General features: G+C 65.6%; 21 protein-coding genes. 14 read left to right on the top strand and 7 right to left on the bottom strand.

Features of this window, described 5'->3' with window-relative positions; translation table 11 throughout:
* Positions 1-114: 114 nt before the first annotated feature.
* Complete coding sequence (locus A3M7_RS0133830) at positions 115-2805, bottom strand: alpha/beta hydrolase fold domain-containing protein (RefSeq protein WP_027547878.1); 2691 nt, start codon at positions 2803-2805, stop codon at positions 115-117.
* Positions 2806-2993: 188 nt separating this feature from the next.
* Between A3M7_RS0133830 and A3M7_RS0133825 the strand changes: the two genes are divergently transcribed.
* Positions 2994-3242: a hypothetical protein gene (locus tag A3M7_RS0133825; RefSeq protein ID WP_027547877.1), complete on the top strand. Its 249-nt coding sequence runs from the start codon at positions 2994-2996 to the stop codon at positions 3240-3242.
* A gap of 182 nt (positions 3243-3424) precedes the next feature.
* Entirely contained in the window at positions 3425-4906 is a 1482-nt protein-coding gene (locus A3M7_RS0133820; protein WP_027547876.1) for a carboxylesterase/lipase family protein, read from the top strand.
* 7 nt (positions 4907-4913) lie between these two features.
* Here the strand turns inward: A3M7_RS0133820 and A3M7_RS0133815 are convergent, their stop codons facing one another.
* Positions 4914-5093: a hypothetical protein gene (locus tag A3M7_RS0133815; protein ID WP_027547875.1), complete on the bottom strand. Its 180-nt coding sequence runs from the start codon at positions 5091-5093 to the stop codon at positions 4914-4916.
* A 158-nt stretch (positions 5094-5251) separates the two neighbouring features.
* Here A3M7_RS0133815 and A3M7_RS0133810 point away from each other — a divergent pair, with 158 nt between their 5' ends.
* Positions 5252-6055, top strand: a complete 804-nt coding sequence (locus tag A3M7_RS0133810; protein WP_027547874.1) for a class III extradiol ring-cleavage dioxygenase — start codon at positions 5252-5254, stop codon at positions 6053-6055.
* Positions 6056-6253: 198 nt separating this feature from the next.
* Positions 6254-6961 carry a Crp/Fnr family transcriptional regulator gene (locus A3M7_RS0133805; protein ID WP_027547873.1) on the top strand — a complete coding sequence of 236 codons (708 nt, stop codon included), beginning with the start codon at positions 6254-6256 and terminating at the stop codon, positions 6959-6961.
* A gap of 25 nt (positions 6962-6986) precedes the next feature.
* Here A3M7_RS0133805 and A3M7_RS0133800 read toward each other — a convergent pair whose 3' ends face one another.
* From A3M7_RS0133800 to glgC, 3 genes are read right to left on the bottom strand one after another with little or no spacing between them, the layout of a single operon-like run.
* Positions 6987-7247, bottom strand: a complete 261-nt coding sequence (locus A3M7_RS0133800) for a SemiSWEET transporter (protein ID WP_027547872.1) — start codon at positions 7245-7247, stop codon at positions 6987-6989.
* Positions 7248-7292: 45 nt separating this feature from the next.
* The gene (gene glgA, locus A3M7_RS0133795; RefSeq protein WP_027547871.1) at positions 7293-8750 is read right to left on the bottom strand and encodes a glycogen synthase GlgA; all 1458 of its coding nucleotides are present in this window, start codon (positions 8748-8750) and stop codon (positions 7293-7295) included.
* A complete protein-coding gene (gene glgC, locus A3M7_RS0133790; RefSeq protein WP_027547870.1) occupies positions 8747-10009 on the bottom strand; it encodes a glucose-1-phosphate adenylyltransferase in 1263 nt (420 codons plus the stop codon). The genes glgA and glgC overlap by 4 nt, the downstream gene beginning before the upstream one ends.
* Before the next feature lie 333 nt (positions 10010-10342).
* On the opposite strand from glgC, the gene A3M7_RS0133785 reads away from it, so the two are divergent.
* The gene (locus tag A3M7_RS0133785; protein WP_027547869.1) at positions 10343-10753 is read left to right on the top strand and encodes a hypothetical protein; all 411 of its coding nucleotides are present in this window, start codon (positions 10343-10345) and stop codon (positions 10751-10753) included.
* Positions 10754-10971: 218 nt separating this feature from the next.
* Here the strand turns inward: A3M7_RS0133785 and A3M7_RS0133775 are convergent, their stop codons facing one another.
* Positions 10972-11958 (bottom strand): ABC transporter substrate-binding protein, encoded by a 987-nt coding sequence (locus A3M7_RS0133775; protein WP_027547868.1) that lies wholly within the window; start codon positions 11956-11958, stop codon positions 10972-10974.
* A gap of 479 nt (positions 11959-12437) precedes the next feature.
* On the opposite strand from A3M7_RS0133775, the gene A3M7_RS0133770 reads away from it, so the two are divergent.
* From A3M7_RS0133770 to A3M7_RS0133730, 9 genes are all read left to right on the top strand, one after another.
* Entirely contained in the window at positions 12438-13538 is a 1101-nt protein-coding gene (locus tag A3M7_RS0133770; protein WP_027547867.1) for an ABC transporter substrate-binding protein, read from the top strand.
* Complete coding sequence (locus A3M7_RS0133765; protein WP_027547866.1) at positions 13516-14538, top strand: ABC transporter permease; 1023 nt, start codon at positions 13516-13518, stop codon at positions 14536-14538. Before A3M7_RS0133770 ends, A3M7_RS0133765 begins: the two co-directional genes overlap by 23 nt.
* Positions 14532-15332 carry an ABC transporter ATP-binding protein gene (locus tag A3M7_RS0133760; RefSeq protein WP_027547865.1) on the top strand — a complete coding sequence of 267 codons (801 nt, stop codon included), beginning with the start codon at positions 14532-14534 and terminating at the stop codon, positions 15330-15332. The genes A3M7_RS0133765 and A3M7_RS0133760 overlap by 7 nt, the downstream gene beginning before the upstream one ends.
* On the top strand, positions 15326-16498 hold the full coding sequence (locus A3M7_RS0133755; RefSeq protein WP_027547864.1) for an acyl-CoA dehydrogenase family protein: 1173 nt from the start codon (positions 15326-15328) through the stop codon (positions 16496-16498). Before A3M7_RS0133760 ends, A3M7_RS0133755 begins: the two co-directional genes overlap by 7 nt.
* A gap of 30 nt (positions 16499-16528) precedes the next feature.
* The gene (locus tag A3M7_RS0133750) at positions 16529-17629 is read left to right on the top strand and encodes an LLM class flavin-dependent oxidoreductase (RefSeq protein ID WP_027547863.1); all 1101 of its coding nucleotides are present in this window, start codon (positions 16529-16531) and stop codon (positions 17627-17629) included.
* The gene (locus A3M7_RS0133745; protein ID WP_027547862.1) at positions 17626-18564 is read left to right on the top strand and encodes an ABC transporter substrate-binding protein; all 939 of its coding nucleotides are present in this window, start codon (positions 17626-17628) and stop codon (positions 18562-18564) included. The genes A3M7_RS0133750 and A3M7_RS0133745 overlap by 4 nt, the downstream gene beginning before the upstream one ends.
* A gap of 348 nt (positions 18565-18912) precedes the next feature.
* On the top strand, positions 18913-19758 hold the full coding sequence (locus tag A3M7_RS0133740) for a CmcJ/NvfI family oxidoreductase (protein ID WP_027547861.1): 846 nt from the start codon (positions 18913-18915) through the stop codon (positions 19756-19758).
* Positions 19759-19861: 103 nt separating this feature from the next.
* Positions 19862-20158 carry a septal ring lytic transglycosylase RlpA family protein gene (locus tag A3M7_RS0133735; RefSeq protein WP_027547860.1) on the top strand — a complete coding sequence of 99 codons (297 nt, stop codon included), beginning with the start codon at positions 19862-19864 and terminating at the stop codon, positions 20156-20158.
* Positions 20159-20207: 49 nt separating this feature from the next.
* Complete coding sequence (locus A3M7_RS0133730) at positions 20208-21377, top strand: Gfo/Idh/MocA family protein (RefSeq protein WP_027547859.1); 1170 nt, start codon at positions 20208-20210, stop codon at positions 21375-21377.
* 160 nt (positions 21378-21537) lie between these two features.
* Here A3M7_RS0133730 and A3M7_RS49120 read toward each other — a convergent pair.
* Positions 21538-21677, bottom strand: a 140-nt coding sequence (locus tag A3M7_RS49120) for a transposase (RefSeq protein WP_198033861.1), incomplete at its 5' end; no start/stop codon positions are given.

Raw genomic sequence — 21677 nt, 5'->3', positions numbered from 1 at the left:
AAGAACCCCAGCACGCAAATCTGCGCGCCGGGGCCTACATCCAAACGCTGCATCTCAATGCTACGAGCACACAACGCGGCAGTCGGGAAAAGGTTCCCGGCTGCCTTATTGTTGTCAACTGGCGGCCGCCGCGATCCTGTGCCCCGGGCTGGTATGACCGTGGCTGTGCTCGTCGCCGAGGCTGACCTCCGGCGGAAGCCCGGCAAAGCGCCGCAGGGCCTCGGCCATCTGCACCCGGCCCGGCGCGCCGGTGATCACCACGTCCACCATCGTGAAGGACGAGTGGAAATGGCCGCGCGCCTTGAGCTGCTCGACCGGCACGCCGGCAGCGGCCATCGCTTCGGCATAAGCGATGCCCTCGTCGCGCAGCGGATCGAACTCGCAGGTGACGACGAAGGCGGGCGGCAGGCCCGCGACCTTGCCGCGGAGCGGCGAGACGCGCGGGTCAATTCGGTCGGCCGGCGAGCAGTAGAGGTCCCAGAACCAGTCCATCAGCGAGCGCGTCAGGAAGTAGCCGGTCGCATTGTCGTTGTAGGAGGGACGATCGAAGTCGCAGTCGGTGACCGGGCACACAAGGAGCTGGCCGGCAATGTCTGGCCCGCCGCGGTCGCGCGCGAGCTGGCAGGTGACGGCGGCGATGTTGCCGCCGGCACTCCAGCCGGCGACCAGCACCGGGCCCGGCTTGCCGCCGAGCTCGGCGGCGTGCTCGGCGATCCAGCGCGTCGCCGCATAGCCGTCCTCAGCCGCGGTCGGGAAGCGATGCTCCGGCGCGTGGCGGTAGCCGACGCTGACGAACATCATCCCGGTCCGGCGCACCATGTCGCGGCAGAACGGATCGTCCGACTGCTCGTCGCCGAGCACCCAGCCGCCGCCGTGGAAATAGACCACGACCGGATGCGGCCCGGGCGCTGCGGGCTTGTAGACACGATAGGGAAGCGGGCCGTCGGTGCCCGGCAGCGTGCCGTCCTCGACATCGCCGATCGGCCGTCCCGCCGGGCGGCCCTTGTTGAACTCGTTGACGAAGGCGCGGGCGCCGAGCGCGCCCATCGATTCGATCGGCGGCAGGTTCAGCGTTGCCAGCAGGTTCAGCACCAGCCGCACATCCGGTTGCAGCCGCACCGCCTCGCCGTCATTGCACTGCGCGGCGACGTGGGGGCCGGTGAGCCTGAAGCCGAGCATGCCGCGGCTGACGACCTCGTCGCAGATGCTGCGATAGGGGCCGACACCGCCGGTATAGGGCATCAGGCCCTGCACCTTGCCGGGCACGTTCGCGCCCGTGTACCAGGTGTTGGCGAGCCGGTGCAGCGTCAGCGTCGAGCAGTCGGCCATGTGCCGGCCCCAGCCGGCCTGCGCCGCCTCGGTCGGCTCGATCGTGGTGAAGCCGGCATCGCGCAGCGCGGCAAGGCGGTCGACGACCCAGTCGACATGCTGCTCGATCGACACCGCCATGTTCGACAGCACCGAGGGGCTGCCGGGACCGGTGATCATGAAGAAGTTCGGGAAGCCCTCGACCGTGAGCCCGAGATAGGTCTGTGGCCCGTGTGCCCAGACATCCGACAGCGACTTGCCGCCGCGCCCGGTGATCGGATGCACCGCGCGGATCGCGCCGGTCATGGCGTCGAAGCCGGTCGCGAACACGATGACGTCGACGTCGACGCTGCGCCTGGCCGTGGTGATGCTGCTTGCGGTGATCGCCTTGATCGGCTCCTGGCGCAGATTGACCAGCGTGACGTTCGACCGGTTGTAGGTCGCGTAATAGTTGGTGTCGAGGCAGGGGCGTTTCGCACCGAACGGATGGTCGTATGGCATCAGTGCCGCCGCCGTCTCGGGATCCTTCACGACGGCGGCGATCTTCTCGCGAATGAGATCGCAGATCAGCTTGTTGCCGTCGACATCGACCGCCTGGTCGGCCCAGAGTTGCGTCAGGATATAGACGAGATCGCCCTTGCCCCACGCCTCCTCGAACCGCGCCCGGCGCTCGGCGTCGCTGAGTTGCCAGCTCACGGCCGTCTGCTGCGGATAGGGCACGCCGGCCATCGACTGGCGCGCCTGCTCGCGATAGGCCGCGCGGTCGCCTTGCAGCAGGCTCATGCGGTCCGAGGGCGCGGGGCCGTTGTGCGCCGGCAGCGCGAAATTCGGCGTGCGCTGGAACACGGTCAGATGCGCGGCCTGTTCGGCGATCAGCGGAATCGACTGGACGCCCGACGAGCCCGTGCCGATCACGGCGACGCGCTTTCCCGCGAGATTGACGCCGTCATGCGGCCAGCGGCCGGTGAAATAGACCTCGCCTTTGAAATCCTTGACGCCGTCGATCTCCGGCGGCTTTGGCGCGGAGAGGCAGCCGGTCGCCATGATGTAATGGCGACAGGAGACCGGCGCGCCATTGTCGGTGGTGAGCTGCCAGCGCTCGGTCGCCTCGTCCCATTTGGCTTCCGTGACCTTGGTCCCGAAGCGGATGTCGCGGCGCAGCTCATAGCGGTCGGCGACGAAGCCGAGATAGCGCAGGATCTCGGGCTGGGTCGCGTATTTCTCCGACCAGGTCCAGGCCGTCTCGAGTTCCGGATCGAAAGTGTAGCTGTAATCGATGGTCTGGATATCGCAGCGCGCGCCGGGATAGCGGTTCCAGTACCAGGTGCCGCCGACATCGCCGGCCTCTTCGAGGGCGACGGTCGTGAAGCCGGCCTTGCGCAGGCAATGGAGAAGATAAAGGCCGGCAAATCCGGCGCCGACCACGGCAACGTCGACCTGCCGGGGTGTTCCACGCGCCGCGTCAGAGGCACGCGCAGCAACCATTGCGTCAGGCATGCATTCCTCCCGTCCTTTTGTTTTGCCGGCACGCTATCGCCACAGGCCGGGCTTGTCATCAGAACAAGTGCAATCTTCGGTAGCTGTTTGCGGCGTCATCGTGGCCGCGCGAAGGTTACCTCAATGCACGCACCGCGATGCACAATCGCCGTGATTTACCGGTCTAATCAGGCACGATCCGCCTGTGTATGCTTGCGGTTACAAGCCACGCGTACCGACCGGGCGACATGACAGAGTTGAGTGAGCGGACGAAAGCGAACATGGACGTCGTCCTGGAGGAGACGTGCCGCCAATTGCCGCACGGCGGCGATCACGACAGCCGCAGATTCATCGCAGAGCGCCTGATCGAGGCGGCGCAAGCGGGACACTCCACTCTTGGTGAGCTCGGCATCGTCGCGCGGCGCGCGCTGGCGGAGCTCATCGGCAAGGGCGGCTAGCCGCTGTTGCGATGAAGTTGGGCTCTGGCCGCAGTGCGCTCCCTCGCCCCGCACTCTTGTCCGCCGAAGCCCGCCTTCGGGCGAAGGCGGATGCGGGGAGAAGCAAGGCCGGAGCTTGCTTCTCCGTCAGTCGTAGACGTAACCTTCCGGGGAGCTTCTCCGCGCATTGAGATCCCCCAAAGATGCGGTCCCTGCTTGCGCTCACAGTGGTTTCCGGATTCCTTTGCCTCGCGGGTTCGGCCATGGCCCAATCGGTCGGACAGTTTCCATTCGCGCTGACGCGCGAGGGCCAGATGCTCGGTGGCGTCGAAGGCGAGGTGGCCTTCTTCAAGGGGCTCGCTTATGCAGCGCCGCCGGTCGGCCCGCTGCGCTGGCGCCCGCCGGAGGCAACGGCCGAGAGCTCCGAGATGCGCACCGCTTATGAGTACGGCGCGCCCTGCCTCCAGCCGTCGCTGCCGAAGGCGAGCGAAGATTGCCTCACGCTCAACGTGTTCCGTCCCTTCGGCGTCGATGGCCCGCTGCCGGTGATGGTGTTCATTCATGACGGTGCCTTCGTCGGCGGCACTGCGAACGATCCGATGTTCGACGGCGCGAAACTCGCGCAGGCCGGCCTGATCGTGGTGACCGTGAATTTCCGCCTCGGCGCGCTCGGCTGGCTCGCGCATCCGGCGCTGTCGGAAGGCGGCTCCGGAAACTACGGACTGATGGACCAGATCGCGGCGTTGCATTGGGTCCACGACAACATCGCGGCGTTCGGCGGCGATCCCGGGAACGTCACCCTGTTCGGTAGTGGCGCGGGCGCGACGTCGATCGCGCTGTTGATGCTGTGCAACGAGGTGCGTGATCTGTTTCAGAAAGCCATCCTGCAATCGGTGCCTGGCCGGGCGCGCCTGCGCTCGCGGCAGGAGGCGGAGGCCTGGGGCCGGCAATTCGTCGCGACGCTCGGCCCTGATGGCAAGGAGATCAACGCGCGTACGATCCAGGCCAAACGGCTGCTTGCCGCCGAAACGAAGCTGCTCGCGAAATTCCCGCACGGCTTTGCGCCGACGATCGATGGACGCCTCGTGACGGAAGATATCGCCGCAGGTTTTGCGGCCGGGCATGAAGGGCGGATTCCCCTGATCGTCGGCTCCAACGATGACGAGACGGATTTCGACAGCGAAGCTGACATCGCGGAGGCGCTAGCATCGTCTGGCATCACCAGCGATGACCTGCCCAAGCTCTATCCCGACCTCGCCAGAGCTTCGGACCTTGCGGCAAGGTTTTATACCGACAAGGTCTTCTCCGAGCCGGTGAGACTGCTGGCTCGTCTGCACGCCGCAAGCGGCGCGCTGACCTTCCGCTATCGTTTCGCCTACGTGCCGGAGGCCCGGCGCACCAATCCGGAGGGCGGTCACGGGCGGGAATTGCAGTTCATCTTCGGCGTGGAAGGCGTACCCGGTGCCGGCATCTTCTCGCGGCGCGATCGCGAGCTCGCAAGCCGCATGCGCAGCTACTGGATCAACTTCGCCAGGAGCGGCGATCCCAATGGTCCCGACCTGCCACGCTGGGACGCGGCGGCAGGCGGCGATCGCCTGCTGCTGATCACGAATGATCGCATCGCGAGTGGAGACGATCCCTTCGCGGAACGTCTCGACCGGCTCGCAAGTGAGAGCAGAAAATGAGCTGGACTTAGGCCGCGAGCTCGACGCGCGGTGCCGGGCTCAGCCGGTCTTCCTCCAGATAGTCCATCGCGCCGTCCTTCTCGACGGCATAGAACTGCTGGCCTTCCCGCGACTTGAAGGCGGCGCGAACGACGCCGCGGCGGCCCTTGTCACTGTTGACGACGTCCCCCAGCGCAAACTTCCTCATTTCACGTCCTCGTCTTCTGGCCGACTCCTTCGGCCATGGCGGGGATTTTGAAAGGCAAATCGTTAACGGCTTGCTAACCATAGGGGTTTGCCTATGCTCGCCGCCGATCGTGCGGCCAGTTCGCACGCGCATGTTGTCAACGAGACGAGCTTTCGCCCATGACGCGATTTCCGACCCTGTTCCTGTCCCATGGCGGCGGCCCCTGGCCGTTCATGGAGGACCGACGGGTGCAATATGCCAGGACCGCCGAGGAGTTCGGGCGGCTGCCGCAGCTTCTCCCCGAAAGACCAAAGGCCGTGCTCGTCATCACCGGACATTGGGAGGCCGACGCCTTCACCGTGTCGACCTCGGCGCATCCGCCGATGGTGTACGACTATTACGGTTTCCCCGAGCATACCTATCACCTCAAATATCCGGCGCCGGGCAAGCCCGAGCTTGCAGCTAGGGTGAAGGCGCTGCTCGCGGGTACCGGCCTCGATTGCCGCGAAGATGCCAATCAGGGTTTTGATCACGGCACCTTCGTGCCGCTCGGCCTGATGTATCCGAACGCCGACATGCCGATCGTGCTCTTGTCGCTGAAATCGACCTACGATGCGGCCGAGCACATCAAGGTCGGGCAGGCGATCGCCTCGCTCCGGGACGAAGGCATTCTGATCGTCGGCAGCGGGCTCACCTATCACAACATGCGCGGCTTCAACCGGCCGGAGTCCAGGCCGGTCTCCTACGATTTCGAGGCCTATCTGAACGAGGCGATCAGCGCGCCGGATGCGGCGCGCCGCAACGCGATGCTGGTCGATTGGGAGAACGCGCCGAGCGCGCGCCTGGCGCATCCGCGCGAGGACCATCTGCTGCCGCTGATGGTTGCGGCCGGCGCCGCCGGCAGCGACGTCGGCCACCGCGTCTTCGTCGACGAGGTCGCAAACGTCGCGATGGCGTCGTACATGTTCGGCGGCCAGCCTTGAATCGCGCGTCCGCAAGTGAAATCGGCGGAAAGTTCCAGATTGTCCTTCGGGATAGTTGAGTAGGGGCATCGCGCCGTCGGCAGAAAACGGCTCATGCACACGCCAAAGTGCTTATGCGGGCCATTTCTGTCCGTTTCGCTCGATTCATTTTCGCGCTATGGTTGTGTCTATTGCTATGCGAATTTTCCGAAGAATTAGATGGTATCGGCGGATCCATTCCGGAACGCTTTTCTCAAGTCGCTGAGGCCAGCCGACTTCGCGGCCATTCGCCCGCATCTCAAGGCCGTCGAGCTTCTGGAGGGGGCTTCGGTGATCGAGCTTGGCCAAACCGTTGCGTGGGCTCATTTTCCGCTGACAGCCGTCGTGTCTCTCGTTGTCGAACTTGAAGCGGGAGAACGGATCGAAGTGGCGTTGGTCGGCCCTGACGGCATTTTGGGTACTTTTGGCGTATTGGGAGAGCCCGTCGCACTGGTTCACGCGGTCGTGTTGGTGCCGGGTGTGGCTCTGCAGGTCGAAGCGGCCCGCCTTCGCGCTCTCGCACAGCAGAGTGTCGAGTTCCGGGATGGCCTGACGCGTCACAGTCAGGCCCTGTTCGTTCAGGCCCAGCAATCCGTGGGCTGCAATGCATCCCACACCGTCGAGGCGAGATTGGCGCGATGGCTCTTGCGTGTTCGGGATCTATCCGGCAGCGACCGCTTCAAGCTCACGCAGGAATTGATGGCGGAGATGATCGGGGTTCGCCGGAACAGCGTCTCGTTCGTCGCCCATGCTCTCCAGGAAGCGAACGTCATTCGATTCAGCCGCGGTCACATCGAGATCGTCAACGCCGCCGAGCTCAACAAGGCCACCTGCGAATGCTACCGTGCGGTGAAGTTGCAATACAAGCGGCTTCGTTTTTCCGACTGAAGAACGATCCGCGGAGCGAGCAAGCTCACCCGTATCTCAGCTTCATCACCAGAATGCCGCCGGCGAGCAGCATGGTGACGGCGTTCGAGGCGATCAGCGGGGCGTCGCCGCTGAGCAGGCCGTAGACGAGCCAGAGCGCCAGGCCCAGCACCATGACCAGAAACATGCCGAGTGAAATGTCGCGCGCCGCGCGGGTCTTCCAGACCTTGATGAACTGCGGCGCGTAGGCGACGGTGGTGCAGGAGGCTGCGGCAAAGCCGATCAGCTTGATCAAGAACGGGTCCATGCCGATCCTATAACATGGATTCGGCGCGCCCTCAGCCGGTATGCGCTAGGCGCGGCGTGATTCGATCAGGCTCCGGTACAGCGCGGCATAGTCGCCGGCGCGGTTGCGCCAGGAGACGTCGGTCGCAAGGCCGTTTCGCTGCAGGCGCCGCCAGGTCAGCTTGTCGTGGAAGGCCGCGTTGGCCTTGCGCAGCGTGCCGGCGAGGGCATCCGCCGTCACCGGGCCGAACTTGAAGCCGGTGGCATCGCGGCCGGACGCATCGGCTTCGCCGATGTCGACGATGGTATCCTCGAGACCGCCGACGCGGGAGACGATCGGCACGGCGCCATAGCGCAGCGCGTAGAGCTGGGTCAGGCCGCACGGCTCGAACCGCGACGGCACGATGAGCGCGTCCGAGCCCGCCTGGATCAGATGAGCGAGAATCTCGTCGTAGCCGATCACGACCCCGATCCGGCCGGGATAGGCGCGCGCTGCCGCCTGGTAGCGGTCCTGAAGATCGCGGTCGCCGCTGCCGAGCAGTGCGAGCTGCATGCCTTCGCCCAAAATGGTCGGAATGGCCTCGAGCAGGAGATCCAGCCCCTTCTGCCAGGACAGCCGGCTGATGACGCCGAGCAGGGGGGCTTCGTCCGAGGAATCGAGATTGAATTGTTGCTGAAGCACCGCCTTGTTCGCAGCCCGGAATGCGAGATCTTCCGCACTGAAGCGATAGGCGATGTGCGAATCGGCCTGCGGATTCCACACCGCGATGTCGATGCCGTTGAGGATCCCGCTCAATGCGCCCGCGCGAGCGCGCAAGAGGCCGCCGAGCCCCATGCCGCCCTCGTCGCTCTGGATCTCCCGCGCATAGGTCGGCGACACCGTCGTGATGCGATCGGCGAATTGCAGGCCGGCCTTCAGGAAGCTGATGCCGCCGAAATATTCGAGGCCGTTGACGTCGAAGGAGCTCCACGGCAGGCCGATCGCACCGATCAGCTCGGGAGCGAACTTGCCCTGATAGGCCATGTTGTGGATCGTCATCACGGTGCCGGGCCGTGGCCGATTGTCGTAGTGCAGATAGGCCGGCGCGAGCCCGGCCTGCCAGTCATGGGCGTGCACGATGTCGGGCACGAAGGCCGGCACGAGGCCGTGGCCGATGTCGGCCGCCACGCGCGACAGCGCCGCAAAGCGCACGCCATTGTCCGGCCAGTCGACGCCTTCGGCCGTGACATAAGGGTTGCCTGGCCGCGCATAGAGATGCGGCACGTCGAGCACGAACAGGTCGAGCCCGTCATGCGCGCCGGCGAGCAGCCGGCCCGGCCCGCCGAAATAGTCCGGCCAGCGCCGGATTTCCTCTGCGCCGGAAACCAGCCGCATCACGTCGGGATAGCCCGGCATCAGGGTGCGCATCTCGACGGCATGCGCCTTCAGCGCAATCGGCAGCGCACCGGCGACATCCGCGAGGCCGCCGGTCTTGACGATGGGATAGACTTCAGAGGCGACCGCGAGGACGCGAACAGGCGTCATGTATTGAGCCTGTCGATCATCGGCTGGGTGATGAGGGAAATGCCCTGCTCGGTGGTGCGGAAGCGCTTTGCATCGAGTTCGGGATCCTCGCCGATGACGAGCCCCTCGGGGATCTCGACGCCGCGGTCGATCACGACATTCTTCAGCCGCGCGCCGCGCCCGACGTTCACATAGGGCATGATCACGGCGTTCTCGACATTGGCGTAGGAGTTGATGCGCACGCCGGTGAACAGCAGCGAACGGCGCAGCGAGGCGCCGGAGATGATGCAGCCGCCCGAGACCAGCGAGCTGACGGCCTGGCCGCGCCGGCTCTCCTCGTCGTGGACGAACTTGGCGGGCGGCGTGATCTCCGAGTAGGACCAGATCGGCCAGGCCCGGTCGAACAGGTCGAGCTCCGGCACTACGTCGGTGAGATCGATATTGGCCGCCCAATAGGCGTCGACCGTGCCGACGTCGCGCCAGTAGGAGCGGGGATCGCTGCCGGAGCGGACGCAGGAGCTGGAAAACTGGTGCGCGATCGCGCGGCCGTTCTTGACGATGTAGGGAATGATGTCCTTGCCGAAATCGTGGTTGGACTTCGGATCCTCGGCGTCGCGCTTGAGCTGGTCGAACAGGAATTTCGCATCGAACACGTAGATCCCCATGCTGGCGAGCGAGACGTCCGGCTTGCCCGGCATCGGCGGCGGATCTTTCGGCTTTTCCAGGAACTCCTGGATCCAGCCGTTCTCGTCGATATGCATGATGCCGAAGCCGGAGGATTCCGCGCGCGGCATTTCGAGGCAGCCGACGGTGACGTCGGCGCCGCTGTCGACGTGCTGGCGCAGCATCACCTCGTAGTCCATCTTGTAGATGTGGTCGCCGGCGAGCACGACGATGAAGCGGGCGTTGTGCGACTCGATGATGTCGATGTTCTGGTAGATCGCGTCCGCCGTGCCGACATACCACATGTTCTCGGAGACACGCTGGCTCGCGGGCAGGATGTCAAAACTCTCGTTGCGCTCGGGGCGGAAGAAGTTCCAGCCCATCTGAAGATGCCGGATCAGGCTGTGCGCCTTGTACTGGGTTGCGACCGCGATGCGGCGGATGCCCGAGTTCACCGCGTTCGACAGCGCGAAATCGATGATGCGGGACTTGCCGCCGAAATAGACCGCGGGCTTGGCGCGCCGGTCGGTCAGCTCCAGAAGCCGGCTGCCGCGTCCGCCAGCCAGGACGAACGCCAGCGCCTGACGGGCGAGCGGCTCATTTCCGACGGCACTCATGTCATCCTCCCACTCTTCTCGGGCGCAAGCCGGAGCCCTCGCGAGATGCCTCTCGGCCGCGCACCATTGGAACCGATAGTAACGGTACGAATAGTAAATCGGGAAGGAGGTTGTTGGTTGCGAATGCGCGGGAAGCTTAATGCTTTGCCGTGGCGATCGGCCGTCGGCGTCGTCGCGCCGCGTGCCGCCTCCCGGCGACCCGCTGATCACATTTGAGGCATGCTCGGGCTCTTGTGCGCCGCACGCAAAATCGAGGCTTTGACTTGGCGTCGGGATGCCCGATCATGGTGAGTGTTCCTTTTCCAAATGAAACGTCAGACAAGGAGCAAGACGATGAGGATCTGGACAACGGCAATTGCCTGTTCGCTGGCGGGCGTGGTCATCGCCAGCCAAATCGGGCAGGTGGCGGCAGCCCCGCTGCCGACCAACGTCGCGGCCATGAAGGCCGCGGCCGGCGACGACGTCACGCAGGTGCACTGGCGTGGCGGCGGCTGGGGATGGGGTCTCGGCGGTCTCGCGGCCGGTGCGATCATCGGCGGCGCCATCGCCAGCAGCGCGCCTTACGGCTATGGCTATTATGGCGGTGGCCCGTATTACGGTGGCTATGGTTATCCGGGATATGGCTATGGTTATGCGCCGGCCTATTACGGCTATGGGCCAGCCTATCCCCGCTATTACGGCTATCGTCGGTACTATCGGCCCTATTACGGTTACTACCGCCCGTACTACCGCGCCTATTGGTGACGGTTAGAGCGAGAGCCACACGATCAGGCTCATGCAGGCGAAATGCGCGAGCACGATCGCGGCGAGATGCAGCGGGCCGGCCTTGAGGCGAAGCCTGTGCATCCCGCCGCCTCCGCGCTAGAGCCGATTCCGTTCCGATAAATCGGAACGGGGCTCTAGCTTTTTGTTTTGACGCGTTTCCTTCACGCGAACCGGTCTCCACTTCGCTCGAAAACGCTCTAGTTCGATCCCGCGGCCGCGGCGGTGAAGCTGCGGTCGACGGCTTGGTTGACGTCGAGCTTCTTCGGCAGGATGCCGTAGCGCGTCGAGCGGTCGGAAGCTGCCTGGATCTCCTTCACCACGTTCTCGTCGATCACGATCGGGCTGGTGCGCTGCGCGGTGTAGGCCGACAGCAGCACGTCCTCCGGCAGCCTGGTCAGTTCGGCCGTGCTCCTGGCGTATTCGGCAACATGATCCAGTGACCACAGCCGTGCCTTGTTCAACCGCTGCACGAGGTCGTGCACGGCCGCGCGCTTGGTGGCGATGGCATTGTCGGAGGCGACGATGAAGGTGATGGTCGGCGTCAGGCCTTCGCCGTCGGCGATCACGCGGGCCTTGTCCTTCAGCGTCGCGAAGGAGACATAGGGCTCCCACACCGCCCAGGCGTCGATCGAGCCGGCGACCAGTGCGATCTTGGCATCCACGGGGCCGAGCGGCGCGAAGGTCGCGTCCTCCAGCTTGATCTGCGCCTTCTCCAGCGTCGCATCGATCAGGAACTGGCCCCAGCCGCCGCGCGTGCCGGCGAGGCGCTTGCCCCTGAGGTCGGCCGCCGACTTGATCGGCGAATCCTGCCGCACGAGGATCGCCTGCGTCTTCGCATCCGAGCGCGTGCCGCCGATCGCCTTGATCGGCGCACCCGCCGCATAGACCGACAGGAAGGACAGATCGCCGGTGTAGCCGACGTCGAGCGCACCGGCGTTGAGTGCTTCCAGGATCGGCGCCGCCGCCGGGAATTCCGACCATTCGATCTTGTAGGGCAGGTCCTTCGCGTAGCCGGAGATCTCGAGCAGCGAGCGATTGCCGCCCTTCTGGTCGCCGACGCGCAGCACGACGGCGTCGGCCGCGAGTGATGCGGCCGCCGTCGACAAGGTGATGGCGGCGGCCAGCAGCGAGGCCGCAAGTCGGCGCGTGATCGAATGATCGAGAGAAGAGGAGTTGATGCTCATGTGATCTGTCTTGTTGGTTTGCTCACGACACGTGAGCAAACGATGCAGCGGGACGATCAAGTCTATGAGCGCGCGACGCGCAGTCAATGAAATGGCCGTCCGTATTGTGTCTGCGCCAGGCAACGACGTTTCAGTGAAGCGTTGTTTTCGAGAACGTGCGGCGTGCGCGGCCGATGCTGCGCAAGAATGAAGCAAGGGAGGGAGTAGCAAAGGGCGCTCTGCCAAGCGATGCATCGGCGGAAATCGTTTCATCGTTCCTGCACGCGCCGGTGGAGAGAATGACTTTGCCTCGCGCCACATTCGAAATTCCATTTCATTGACGATGCGGCAGGCGCGCCGCATGATTTGCGCATCGCATCAACGCGGCGCGGGAAGCGCCGACGGAAGAACTTTCTCTCAACGCAGCTCCGCACGGAACATGCGCAACGTCATCCGTTGCGCGAATGGCGGAGCCGTGCCAGCGCAGGAGCCAGGGGCCGATGAACAACGAGAACAAGCGCGCCGGATCGGGTCTCGACCGGCGCCATCTGCTCCAGGCGGGGCTCGCTGCGGCTTTCGCCGCGCCGCTGGGTGCTCTCGGCGCGCAGGCCTTTGCGCCACAGGCGATCGCGCCCGGTGTCGACCTCTCGGAGTTCCCGCTGTGCCGGACGGCGGCAGATAGCCCAGCGCTCACCGGCGCGCCGCGCAAGCTGAAACTGTCGTGGAACGCCGGCGCGGTGTGCCTCGCGCCGGTCCCGGTCGCCATCGAGCACGGCTTCTTCCAGAAGCACAATCTCGACGTCGAGCTCGTCAACTATTCCGGCTCGACCGACCAACTGCTCGAGGCGATCGCGACCGGCAAGAGCGATGCCGGCCTCGGCATGGCGCTGCGCTGGCTGAAGCCGCTGGAGCAGGGCTTTGACGTCAAGATCGCCGCCGGCACCCATGGCGGCTGCATGCGCGTGCTGACACGCACCGATTCCGGCGTCGCCAAGCTCGCCGATCTCAAGGGCAAGATCGTCGCGGTCGGCGACCTCGCCGGTCCCGACAAGAACTTCTTCTCGATCCAGCTCGCCCGGCTCGGCATCGATCCGGTCAAGGACGTCGACTGGCGCGCCTATCCCGGCAACCTTCTCAACGTCGCGGTCGAGAAGGGCGAGGTGCAGGCCTTCCTGTCGTCTGATCCGCTTGGCTATCTCTGGCTCAAGGACACCCAGTACAAAGAGGTGGCTTCCAATCTCGACGGCGAATATCGCGACAAGAGCTGCTGCATCCTCGGCCTGCGCGGCAGCCTGGTGCGCGAGGAGCCGCAAGTCGCGCGCGCCATCACGCAGGCGCTGCTCGACGCCGCGATGTTCACCTCGCAAAATCCGTCCGTCACGGCGAAGTCGTTCCAGCCCTACGCGCCGAAGACGGCGACGCTCGCCGATATCGAGGGCATGGTGCGCTACCACACCCACCACCATCATCCGGTCGGCGAGGTGCTGAAGCGCGAGCTCAAGGCCTATGCCGACGACCTGAAGAGCGTGCAGGTCTTCAAGCAGAGCACCGATACTGCCAAATTCGCGGAGCGCATCTATGTCGACGTATTCGCTGTCTGACGGCCTCGCCTCCAGCGCGCCGCGCCTCTCGCGCGCACCGCTGCTCGCGACCTGGGTCCGGGAATCCGGCGTCGGCGTTCTCGCCAGCGTCGCCTGGATCGCCTTCGGCCTGTCCTGCCTGTGGTGGGACGATGTCGGCGACTGGTCGCGCACGCATTCGCTCGGCATTGCCGCCTTCGTCATCGCGGCCGTCGCACTGTTCGGCACCGTCGGTGCCGACTATCTCGGCTCGGCCGGCAAGGCGTTGCACCAGCGCGCGCCCTGGCTCGTCGCGCTCGGTGTTTTCCTGACCTTGTGGGAAGTCGCCACCGCAAAGTTCGCCTGGTTGCCGCTGCCGTTCTTTCCGCCGCCGCAGTCGATCATCGAGGTCTACACCGACGACCTGCCCAAGCTGCTCGACAGCGTGTTCGCCTCGGTCAAGCTCCAGCTCGGCGGTTATCTGATCGGCGCCACGGTCGGCTTCCTGACCGGCGTCTCGATCGGCTGGTCGCGCGCGGTTGGCTATTGGGTACATCCGGTGCTGCGCTTCATCGGCCCGCTGCCGGCGACCGCCTGGCTGCCGATTGCGTTCTTCACCTTCCCGTCGAGCTGGAGTGCCTCGACCTTCCTGATCGCGCTCGCGACCGGCTTCCCCGTCACCGTGCTGACCTGGTCGGGCGTCGCGAGCGTCAGCAACGCATATTACGACGTCGCGCGCACGCTGGGCGCAAAGCCGTCCTTCCTGGTGCTGAAGGTCGCGATCCCCGCCGCGCTCCCGCATGTCTTCGTTGGCCTGTTCATGGGGCTCGGCTCGTCCTTCGCCGTGCTGGTCGTTGCCGAGATGATCGGCGTCAAGGCCGGGCTCGGCTGGTACCTGCAATGGGCGCAGGGCTGGGCCGCTTACGCCAACATGTACGCAGCGCTGATCGTGATGTCGCTGCTCTGCTCCGGCGCGATCACGCTGCTGTTCGCGATCCGCGACCGCCTGCTGGTCTGGCAGAAGGGGACCGTGAAATGGTAGCGGCAGTCGCACTGGCCGAAGTCGCGACTCATCCCGCCGCCGGCGCGGCGCTCGACATCGAGCAGGTCAGCCACGCCTTCGACATCGACGGTGCCGAGCTGCCGGTGCTCAGCGACGTCAGCATCGCGGTCGAGCCCGGCGAGTTCGTCGCGCTGCTCGGTCCGTCCGGCTGCGGCAAGTCGACCTTGCTGCGCCTCGTCGCGGGTCTCGACAAGCCCAGGGCAGGGACGCTGCGTGAGGACGAGGCCCGCATCACCCGGCCGCATCCCTCCCGCGTCGTCGTGTTCCAGGATCCGACCCTGTTTCCCTGGCGGTCGGTCTGGGACAACGTCGCCCTGGGCCTCGAGGCCCAGGGCATCCTGAGGAGCCAGCGGCAGCGCGTGGACGATGCGCTCGATCTCGTCGGGCTGTCGTCGTTCCGCAACGCCTATCCGCACCAGCTCTCCGGCGGCATGGCGCAGCGCGTCGCGCTGGCGCGCGCGCTGGTCAACGATCCCAAAATCCTCATCCTCGACGAACCGCTCGGCAAGCTCGACTCGCTCACCCGCATCACCATGCAGGCCGAGCTCGTCTCGCTCTGGCAGCGCAAGGGGTTCACCACGCTGCTGGTGACGCACGATGCCGAGGAGGCCCTGGTGCTCGCCAACCGCGTCATCGTCTTCAGCGATCGCCCCGCACGCGTGAAGGCCGACATCCGCGTCGACCGGCCCTATCCGCGTCATCGCGGCGATCCGTATCTGGCCGACCTGCGCCGCCAGATCCTCGGCCTTTTGGGATTGGATGCCACATGGTGACCTCAATAGCCAAAGGCCGCACGGCTCATAGTGAACCCGACTACCTTGCACGCGCCGAGGCGCTCGCCGAAGCCTTTGCCGCGCGCGCGGCCGAGCACGATCGCACCGGCAGCTTTCCGTTCGAGAATTTTCGCGAGCTCTCCGAGGCCGGCCTGCTGTCGCTGACGGTTCCGGCAGCTCATGGTGGGGCCGGCGCCGGCGCACGCTACGCCGCGCGCGTCATCGGCATCGTCGGCAAAGCCGATCCGTCCACCGCGCTGGTGCTGTCGATGCACTACATCAACCATCTCGTCATGGCGCGCAGCCCGACCTGGCCGGCGCGGCTGTCGCGCAAGCTGGCGCGCGAGACCGTCGAAGGCGTCGCGCTCGTCAATGCGCTGCGCGTCGAGCCCGAACTCGGCTCGCCCGCGCGCGGCGGCCTGCCGGCGACGATCGCGCGGCGGACCGAGACGGGCTGGCGCCTGACCGGGCACAAGATCTATTCGACGGGTTCGCCGATCCTGAAATGGTATCTGGTCTGGGCCCGGACCGACGAGGCCGAGCCGCGGGTCGGACAGTTCCTGGTGCCGGCAGGACTGCCAGGCAGCCGCATCGTCGAGACCTGGGACCATCACGGCCTGCGCGCCAGCGGCAGCCACGACGTCATTTTCGACGACGTCGTGATCCCGCTCGATGCCGAGGTCGATGTTCGCAAGCCGGCGGACTGGCGTGCGCCCGACGTCACGCAGGCGACCGTCCACACCATCTTCGTTGCCGCGATTTACGACGGTGTCGCCCGCGCCGCGCGCGACTGGCTGATCTCGTTCCTGAAGCAACGCGTTCCCGCCAGCCTCGGCGCGCCGCTTGCGACCTTAGCCCGCGCGCAGGAGATCGTCGGCGCCATCGAGGCCCGGCTCGCGGTCAATGCGCGGCTGATCGCCTCCTTTGCCGGTGACTTCGACGACGGTGTCGAGCTTTCGGCGGCCGAGTCCAACGTGATCAAGCTCTCCGTCACCAACAATGCCGTGGCCGCCGTCGAGGACGCGCTGTCGCTCACCGGCAATCACGGCCTCTCCCGCGCCAATCCGCTGGAGCGGCACTATCGCGACGTGCTGTGCGGTCGCGTGCACACGCCGCAGGACGATTCCACGCGCATCGGCCTCGGCCGTGCCGCATTGGGCCTCTAGCTTTTTCGCAAAACAATCAGGGAGACGATCATGTCGGTCGAGTTCATCGGCTTCATCAGCAACAACAATTCGTCCGAAACCGTCGTCCGCGAGGGGCCGGTCCTCAACCCCACCCACATCGAGACGGTGGCCAAGGCGCATGAGAATGCCGGGTTCGATCGCGCGCTGCTGGCGTTTCATTCGACCACGCCGGACGCGCTCCAGGTCGCCCAGCACGTGCTCAACGTGACCTCCCGCCTCAACGTGCTGATCGCGCAGCGGCCCGGCTTCACCGCGCCGACGCTGCTGGCGCGGCAGTTCGCGGCGCTCGACCAGTTCTCCCGCGGCCGCGTCGCGCTCCACGTCATCACCGGCGGCAATGCCACCGAGTTGCGGCAGGACGGCAACACGCTCGACGACAAGGACGAGCGCTACGCCCGCACCTCCGAATTCCTCGATGTCCTCAAGCTGGAATGGACCAGCGACAAGCCGTTCACCTACAAGGGCAGGTACTACCAGGTCGAGAATGCCTTCTCGCAGGTGAAGCCGTATCGTCCCGAGGGCATCCGCGTTTATTTCGGCGGCGCCTCGGATGCGGCGATCGAAGTCGCCGGCAAGCATGCCGACACCTTTGCGCTGTGGGGTGAATCCTATGCCCAGGTGCGCGACGTCACCTCCCGCGTTCACAACGCCGCGGTCCGGCAGGGCCGGCCGACGCCGCGCTTCAGCCTCTCGGTGCGGCCGATCATTGCGCCCACCGAAAAGCAGGCCTGGGAGAAGGCGGAGGAGATCCTGGCACGGGCCACCGCGCTTCAGGATAAGACCGGATATCGCAAGCCGGCCGACGGCCATGCCACCGCCGGCGCACGGCGCCTGCTCGCGCTCGCCGACCAGGGCAGCCGGATCGACAAGCGGCTCTGGACCGAGATCGCAAAGCTCACCGGCGCCAACAGCAACACCACGGCGCTGGTCGGCACGCCCGAGCAGGTCGCTGAAGTCTTCGGCGACTATTACGACCTCGGCATCACCCATTTCCTGATCCGCGGCTTCGATCCCCTGATCGACGCCATCGAATATGGCCGCGAGCTGATCCCGCTGACGCGCAAGCTGATCGCCGCGCGTCAGGTCGCCCGCGGCGAGGCCGCGGAATGATCCGCCTCATGCTGGCCGGCGCGCTGCTGTTCGGTTCGCTTGAACTGGCGGCAGCGCAGACCACGCTCCGCGTTGGAGACCAGAAGGGCAATGCGCAGGCCGTGATGGAAGCGGCAGGCGTGCTCAAGGATGTCCCCTACAAGATCGAGTGGAAAGAGTTTCCGGCGGCCGCGCCGCTGCTCGAGGCGCTCAGCGCCGGTGCGATCGAGACCGGGCTCGTTGGCGATGCGCCCTTCACCTTCGCCGCCGCGTCCGGTGCGCCGGTGAAGGCGATCGCTGCGATCCGGCAGACGCGCGAGGGGCTCGCCATCCTCGTGCCGGAGACCTCGCCGATCAAGAGTTTCGCCGACCTGCGCGGCAAGAAGATCGCGACCGGCCGCGGCTCGATCGGTCATCAGTTGATTCTCGCTGCGCTCGAGAAGAACGGCTGGGCTGCGTCCGACGTGCAGATCGCGTTCCTGGCGCCATCGGATGCCAAGATCGCCTACACGCAAGGCTCGGTCGATGCGTGGTCGACCTGGGAGCCTTACGTGAGCCAGGAGGAGGTTCTGTTCAAATCGCGCCGCATCATCACCTCGGAAGGCTTGACGCCGGGCCTGAGCTTCCAGGTGGCGCGGCCCGACGCCATCCGCGACAAGCGCGCCGAACTGACCGACTTCATCCGCCGCCTGACCGCCGCGCGGGCCTGGTCGCTGAACAACGTCGACAGCTATGCCGCGACCTGGGGCAGGCTGATGAACATCCCGACCGCCGTGCCGCTAAACTGGCTATCGCGCGCAAAGATCCGCATCGCGCCAATCGATGACGGCGTGGTCGTGGACGAGCAGGGCACGATCGATTTGTATTTTCGCTGGGGCCTGATCAAGCAGAAGCTCGATGCGGCCGAGATCGTCGACCGCTCCTTTGCGGACGCGATCGCAAAGGCGGGGCTGTAACGACGCTCACGTGTCCCGGATGCGCTGCAGCGTGAAACGCTGCTTCTTCCCCTCTCCCCTTGTGGGAGAGGGTGGCTCGCCGCGATAGCGGCGAGACGGGTGAGGGGTCTCTCTCCGCGCACTCATATCTCCCTGTTGAGCTCGCGGATAGATACCCCTCATCCGGCGCTTCGCGCCACCTTCTCCCACAAGGGGAGAAGGGGAGCAGTGCGCGTAGGACCATCCTCGGAATGTTCCTTCTGCATTTTGCGCTGACGGCGACAGTGACATTGCTATTTGCACCACCTCCCTTGCAGCCGCGCGCGCCCCGCCAAAAATCAAACCGACGACCACATCGGGAGACCGGCCATGGGCCTGCAAGAAACAAGAATCGAATCGCTTCCCTTCGTCACCGCCGAACTCAACTACCTTGCGCCGACACCGGGCAAGCCGCGCACCTACGCCTTCGATCCGCCGCCGGGCGAGCCGAAAAGCACGTCGCTGCCGGAACCGCATCAGGTGCCGATCTTCGACGCGCGGCTGATCGCGAACAATATCTCGCTCGATCGCGAGGGCTTTGCGCTGGTGCGCCATCCAACCCAGGTGAAGGACTTCTACGACGACGCGGAGGTGAGGGCGGTCTATTATCCCGCCGTCGAGGCCTTCTTGCGGGCGACGCTGAAGGCCGATCGCGTTCTCATTTTTGACCATACCGTGCGCAAGCGCGTCGAGGGCGCTGCCGATATTCGCGATGGTGGTCCGCGCCAGCCGGCGACGCGCGTCCATGTCGACCAGACCGCCGTCTCCGGCGCCAACCGCGTGCGCGAGCATCTGCCTGACGAGGCCGACGAGCTGCTGAAGGGGCGCGTGCAGGTGATCAATCTGTGGCGGCCGATCCGCGGTCCCTTGCGCGACTCGCCGCTCGCGATGGCCGACGGCACCACGGTCGCGCCGGACGATCTTGTCGCCTCCGACCTGATCTATCCCAACCGCCGCGGCGAGACCTATTCGGTGAAATACAATCCGAACCATCGCTGGTTCTACTTCCCGGAGATGACGCCGGACGAGGCGTTGCTGCTCAAGTGCTACGACTCGGTGACCGACGGCCGCACCCGCTTCGGGCCCCACACCGCCTTCGTCGATCCGACCACGCCCGCCGATGCGCCGCCGCGCGAGAGCATCGAGCTGCGCACGCTGGTCTTTCACAAACAGTAACAATGTGTGATCGCACTGCCGGGGTGACCCGGCAGTGTTCCCGGAACTTCGGGGAACAAGGCGACGTTTGCAGCACGGGCAGGGCCAACCGGGGAGCGGTGCCGTGCGAGCGCTGACCACTTTATTATTTTGCCTTGCCACATTTTCTCTGGCGCATGCCGAAAGCGGACTTGCCTCATATTACGGGTACGGAAAAGGCAAAGGTTCCGAGCTGACCTGTGCCCACCGCACGCGCCCGTTTGGCACCGTGCTGAGGGTGTCCTACGGCAGCCGCTCGATCCAGTGCCGCGTCAATGATCGTGGCCCCTTCATCCGCGGCCGTATCGTCGATCTCTCGGTGCCCGCAGCCCGCGCGCTCGGCATGATGAGCGCCGGCGTGGTGCGCGTCTCGGTGGAATAGGCCTCCAAGCGCGCTATAGTGCCGCCCAAAGCATGGGTGAGGGGGCGCTATGGCCAGGATCAGGGTGGGACTCGTCGGCTGCGGCTTCGTGTCGGAGCTGCACATGTACGCGTTCCGGCGCGTCTATGGCGTGGACGTCGAGGTCACGGCGGTGGCCGCGCGCGGCGACCATGTCGTCGCATTCGCCGGCCGCCACGCAATCCCGCGCGTCTATCGCAGCTTCGCCGAGCTGATCGCCGACCGCGAGCTCGACGTCATCGACATCTGCACCCCGCCCAATCTCCACGCAGGGATGATCGTTGCCAGCATGCAGGCCGGCAAGCACGTGATCTGCGAGAAGCCCTTTGCCGGTTATTTCGGCCGCGAGGGCGACCAGCAGCCGATCGGCAAGCACGTGCCGAAGGCGCTGATGTATGAGCGCGTGCTCGAGGAGATGGACGCGACGCGCGCCGCGATCGAGCGCACCGGCAAGCTGTTCATGTATGCCGAGGACTGGATCTACGCGCCCGCGGTGACCAAGACCGCGGAGATCATCAAGGCGACCAGGGACAAGATCCTGTTCATGAAGGGCGAGGAGAGCCATTCCGGCTCGCATGCGGCGCATGCCGCGCAATGGGCGATGACCGGCGGCGGCTCGCTGATCCGCATGGGCTGCCACCCGCTCTCCGCCGTGCTCTATCTGAAACAGGTTGAAGCCAGGGCGCGCGGCGAAACCATCCGCGTCGCCAGCGTCACCGGCGATGTCGGCAACGTCACAGCCAGCCTGAAGCCGGAGGAGCGCACCTACATCAAGGCCAACCCCGTCGATGTCGAGGACTGGGGCACGCTGACGGCGACGTTCTCCGACGGCACCAAGGCCACCGTATTTTCCGGCGACATGATCATGGGCGGCGTGCGCAATCTGGTCGAGACCTACACGTCGGGCGGCTCGCTGTTCGCCAACATCACGCCGAACACGCATCTGATGAGCTACCAGACCTCCGAGGAGAAGCTCGCGAACGTCTACATCACCGAAAAGGTCGACCGCAAAACCGGCTGGCAATATGTCTGCCTCGAGGAGGAGTGGACGCGCGGGTATTTGCAGGAGATCCAGGATTTCATGGAATGCGCCGCGACCGGCCGGCAGCCGCTCTCGGACCTCGCCCTGGCCTACGAGACGATCAAGGTGAACTACGCGGGGTATTGGGCCGCGGAAGAGGGGCGGCGGGTGGTGTTGTAGGCGATGTGTTCGCCGAACTAGCCTCTGGCACACTGCCAATCCTTCTCCCCTTGTGGGCCTGTTGCGTTATTGGCTTTTGAGGCTGAAGACGTCACGAGAGAAGGCCTTGGTCGCGGCAATTGCCTGCCAATATCTGTAGTTGTCGCCCTCGGAGGGCGGCTCACGCGGCGATCGTGGCCCACCGCCTCATGTTGAAGGCGATCGAGGCGAGCAGGACTTGTCCGGTCGCCTTGATCAGACCGACGTAGCGGATGCAGGTCAGCCGCATGCGGCGTTTGAGAGTAGCGAAGGTGGTTTCGA

It is taken from the genome of Bradyrhizobium sp. WSM2254 (assembly GCF_000472645.1).
GTDB lineage: Bacteria > Pseudomonadota > Alphaproteobacteria > Rhizobiales > Xanthobacteraceae > Bradyrhizobium > Bradyrhizobium niftali.
This window is presented reverse-complemented; position numbering and strand designations above follow the sequence as displayed.

Bases quoted from the DNA above. Each gene is read 5' to 3' on its own strand.
- A3M7_RS0133830 (WP_027547878.1), bottom strand. From the start codon at position 2,805: ATGCCTGACGCAATGGTTGCTGCGCGTGCCTCTGACGCGGCGCGTGGA.
- A3M7_RS0133825 (WP_027547877.1), top strand. From the start codon at position 2,994: ATGCTTGCGGTTACAAGCCACGCGTACCGACCGGGCGACATGACAGAG.
- A3M7_RS0133820 (WP_027547876.1), top strand. From the start codon at position 3,425: ATGCGGTCCCTGCTTGCGCTCACAGTGGTTTCCGGATTCCTTTGCCTC.
- A3M7_RS0133815 (WP_027547875.1), bottom strand. From the start codon at position 5,093: ATGAGGAAGTTTGCGCTGGGGGACGTCGTCAACAGTGACAAGGGCCGC.
- A3M7_RS0133810 (WP_027547874.1), top strand. From the start codon at position 5,252: ATGACGCGATTTCCGACCCTGTTCCTGTCCCATGGCGGCGGCCCCTGG.
- A3M7_RS0133805 (WP_027547873.1), top strand. From the start codon at position 6,254: ATGGTATCGGCGGATCCATTCCGGAACGCTTTTCTCAAGTCGCTGAGG.
- A3M7_RS0133800 (WP_027547872.1), bottom strand. From the start codon at position 7,247: ATGGACCCGTTCTTGATCAAGCTGATCGGCTTTGCCGCAGCCTCCTGC.
- glgA (WP_027547871.1), bottom strand. From the start codon at position 8,750: ATGACGCCTGTTCGCGTCCTCGCGGTCGCCTCTGAAGTCTATCCCATC.
- glgC (WP_027547870.1), bottom strand. From the start codon at position 10,009: ATGAGTGCCGTCGGAAATGAGCCGCTCGCCCGTCAGGCGCTGGCGTTC.
- A3M7_RS0133785 (WP_027547869.1), top strand. From the start codon at position 10,343: ATGAGGATCTGGACAACGGCAATTGCCTGTTCGCTGGCGGGCGTGGTC.
- A3M7_RS0133775 (WP_027547868.1), bottom strand. From the start codon at position 11,958: ATGAGCATCAACTCCTCTTCTCTCGATCATTCGATCACGCGCCGACTT.
- A3M7_RS0133770 (WP_027547867.1), top strand. From the start codon at position 12,438: ATGAACAACGAGAACAAGCGCGCCGGATCGGGTCTCGACCGGCGCCAT.
- A3M7_RS0133765 (WP_027547866.1), top strand. From the start codon at position 13,516: ATGTCGACGTATTCGCTGTCTGACGGCCTCGCCTCCAGCGCGCCGCGC.
- A3M7_RS0133760 (WP_027547865.1), top strand. From the start codon at position 14,532: ATGGTAGCGGCAGTCGCACTGGCCGAAGTCGCGACTCATCCCGCCGCC.
- A3M7_RS0133755 (WP_027547864.1), top strand. From the start codon at position 15,326: ATGGTGACCTCAATAGCCAAAGGCCGCACGGCTCATAGTGAACCCGAC.
- A3M7_RS0133750 (WP_027547863.1), top strand. From the start codon at position 16,529: ATGTCGGTCGAGTTCATCGGCTTCATCAGCAACAACAATTCGTCCGAA.
- A3M7_RS0133745 (WP_027547862.1), top strand. From the start codon at position 17,626: ATGATCCGCCTCATGCTGGCCGGCGCGCTGCTGTTCGGTTCGCTTGAA.
- A3M7_RS0133740 (WP_027547861.1), top strand. From the start codon at position 18,913: ATGGGCCTGCAAGAAACAAGAATCGAATCGCTTCCCTTCGTCACCGCC.
- A3M7_RS0133730 (WP_027547859.1), top strand. From the start codon at position 20,208: ATGGCCAGGATCAGGGTGGGACTCGTCGGCTGCGGCTTCGTGTCGGAG.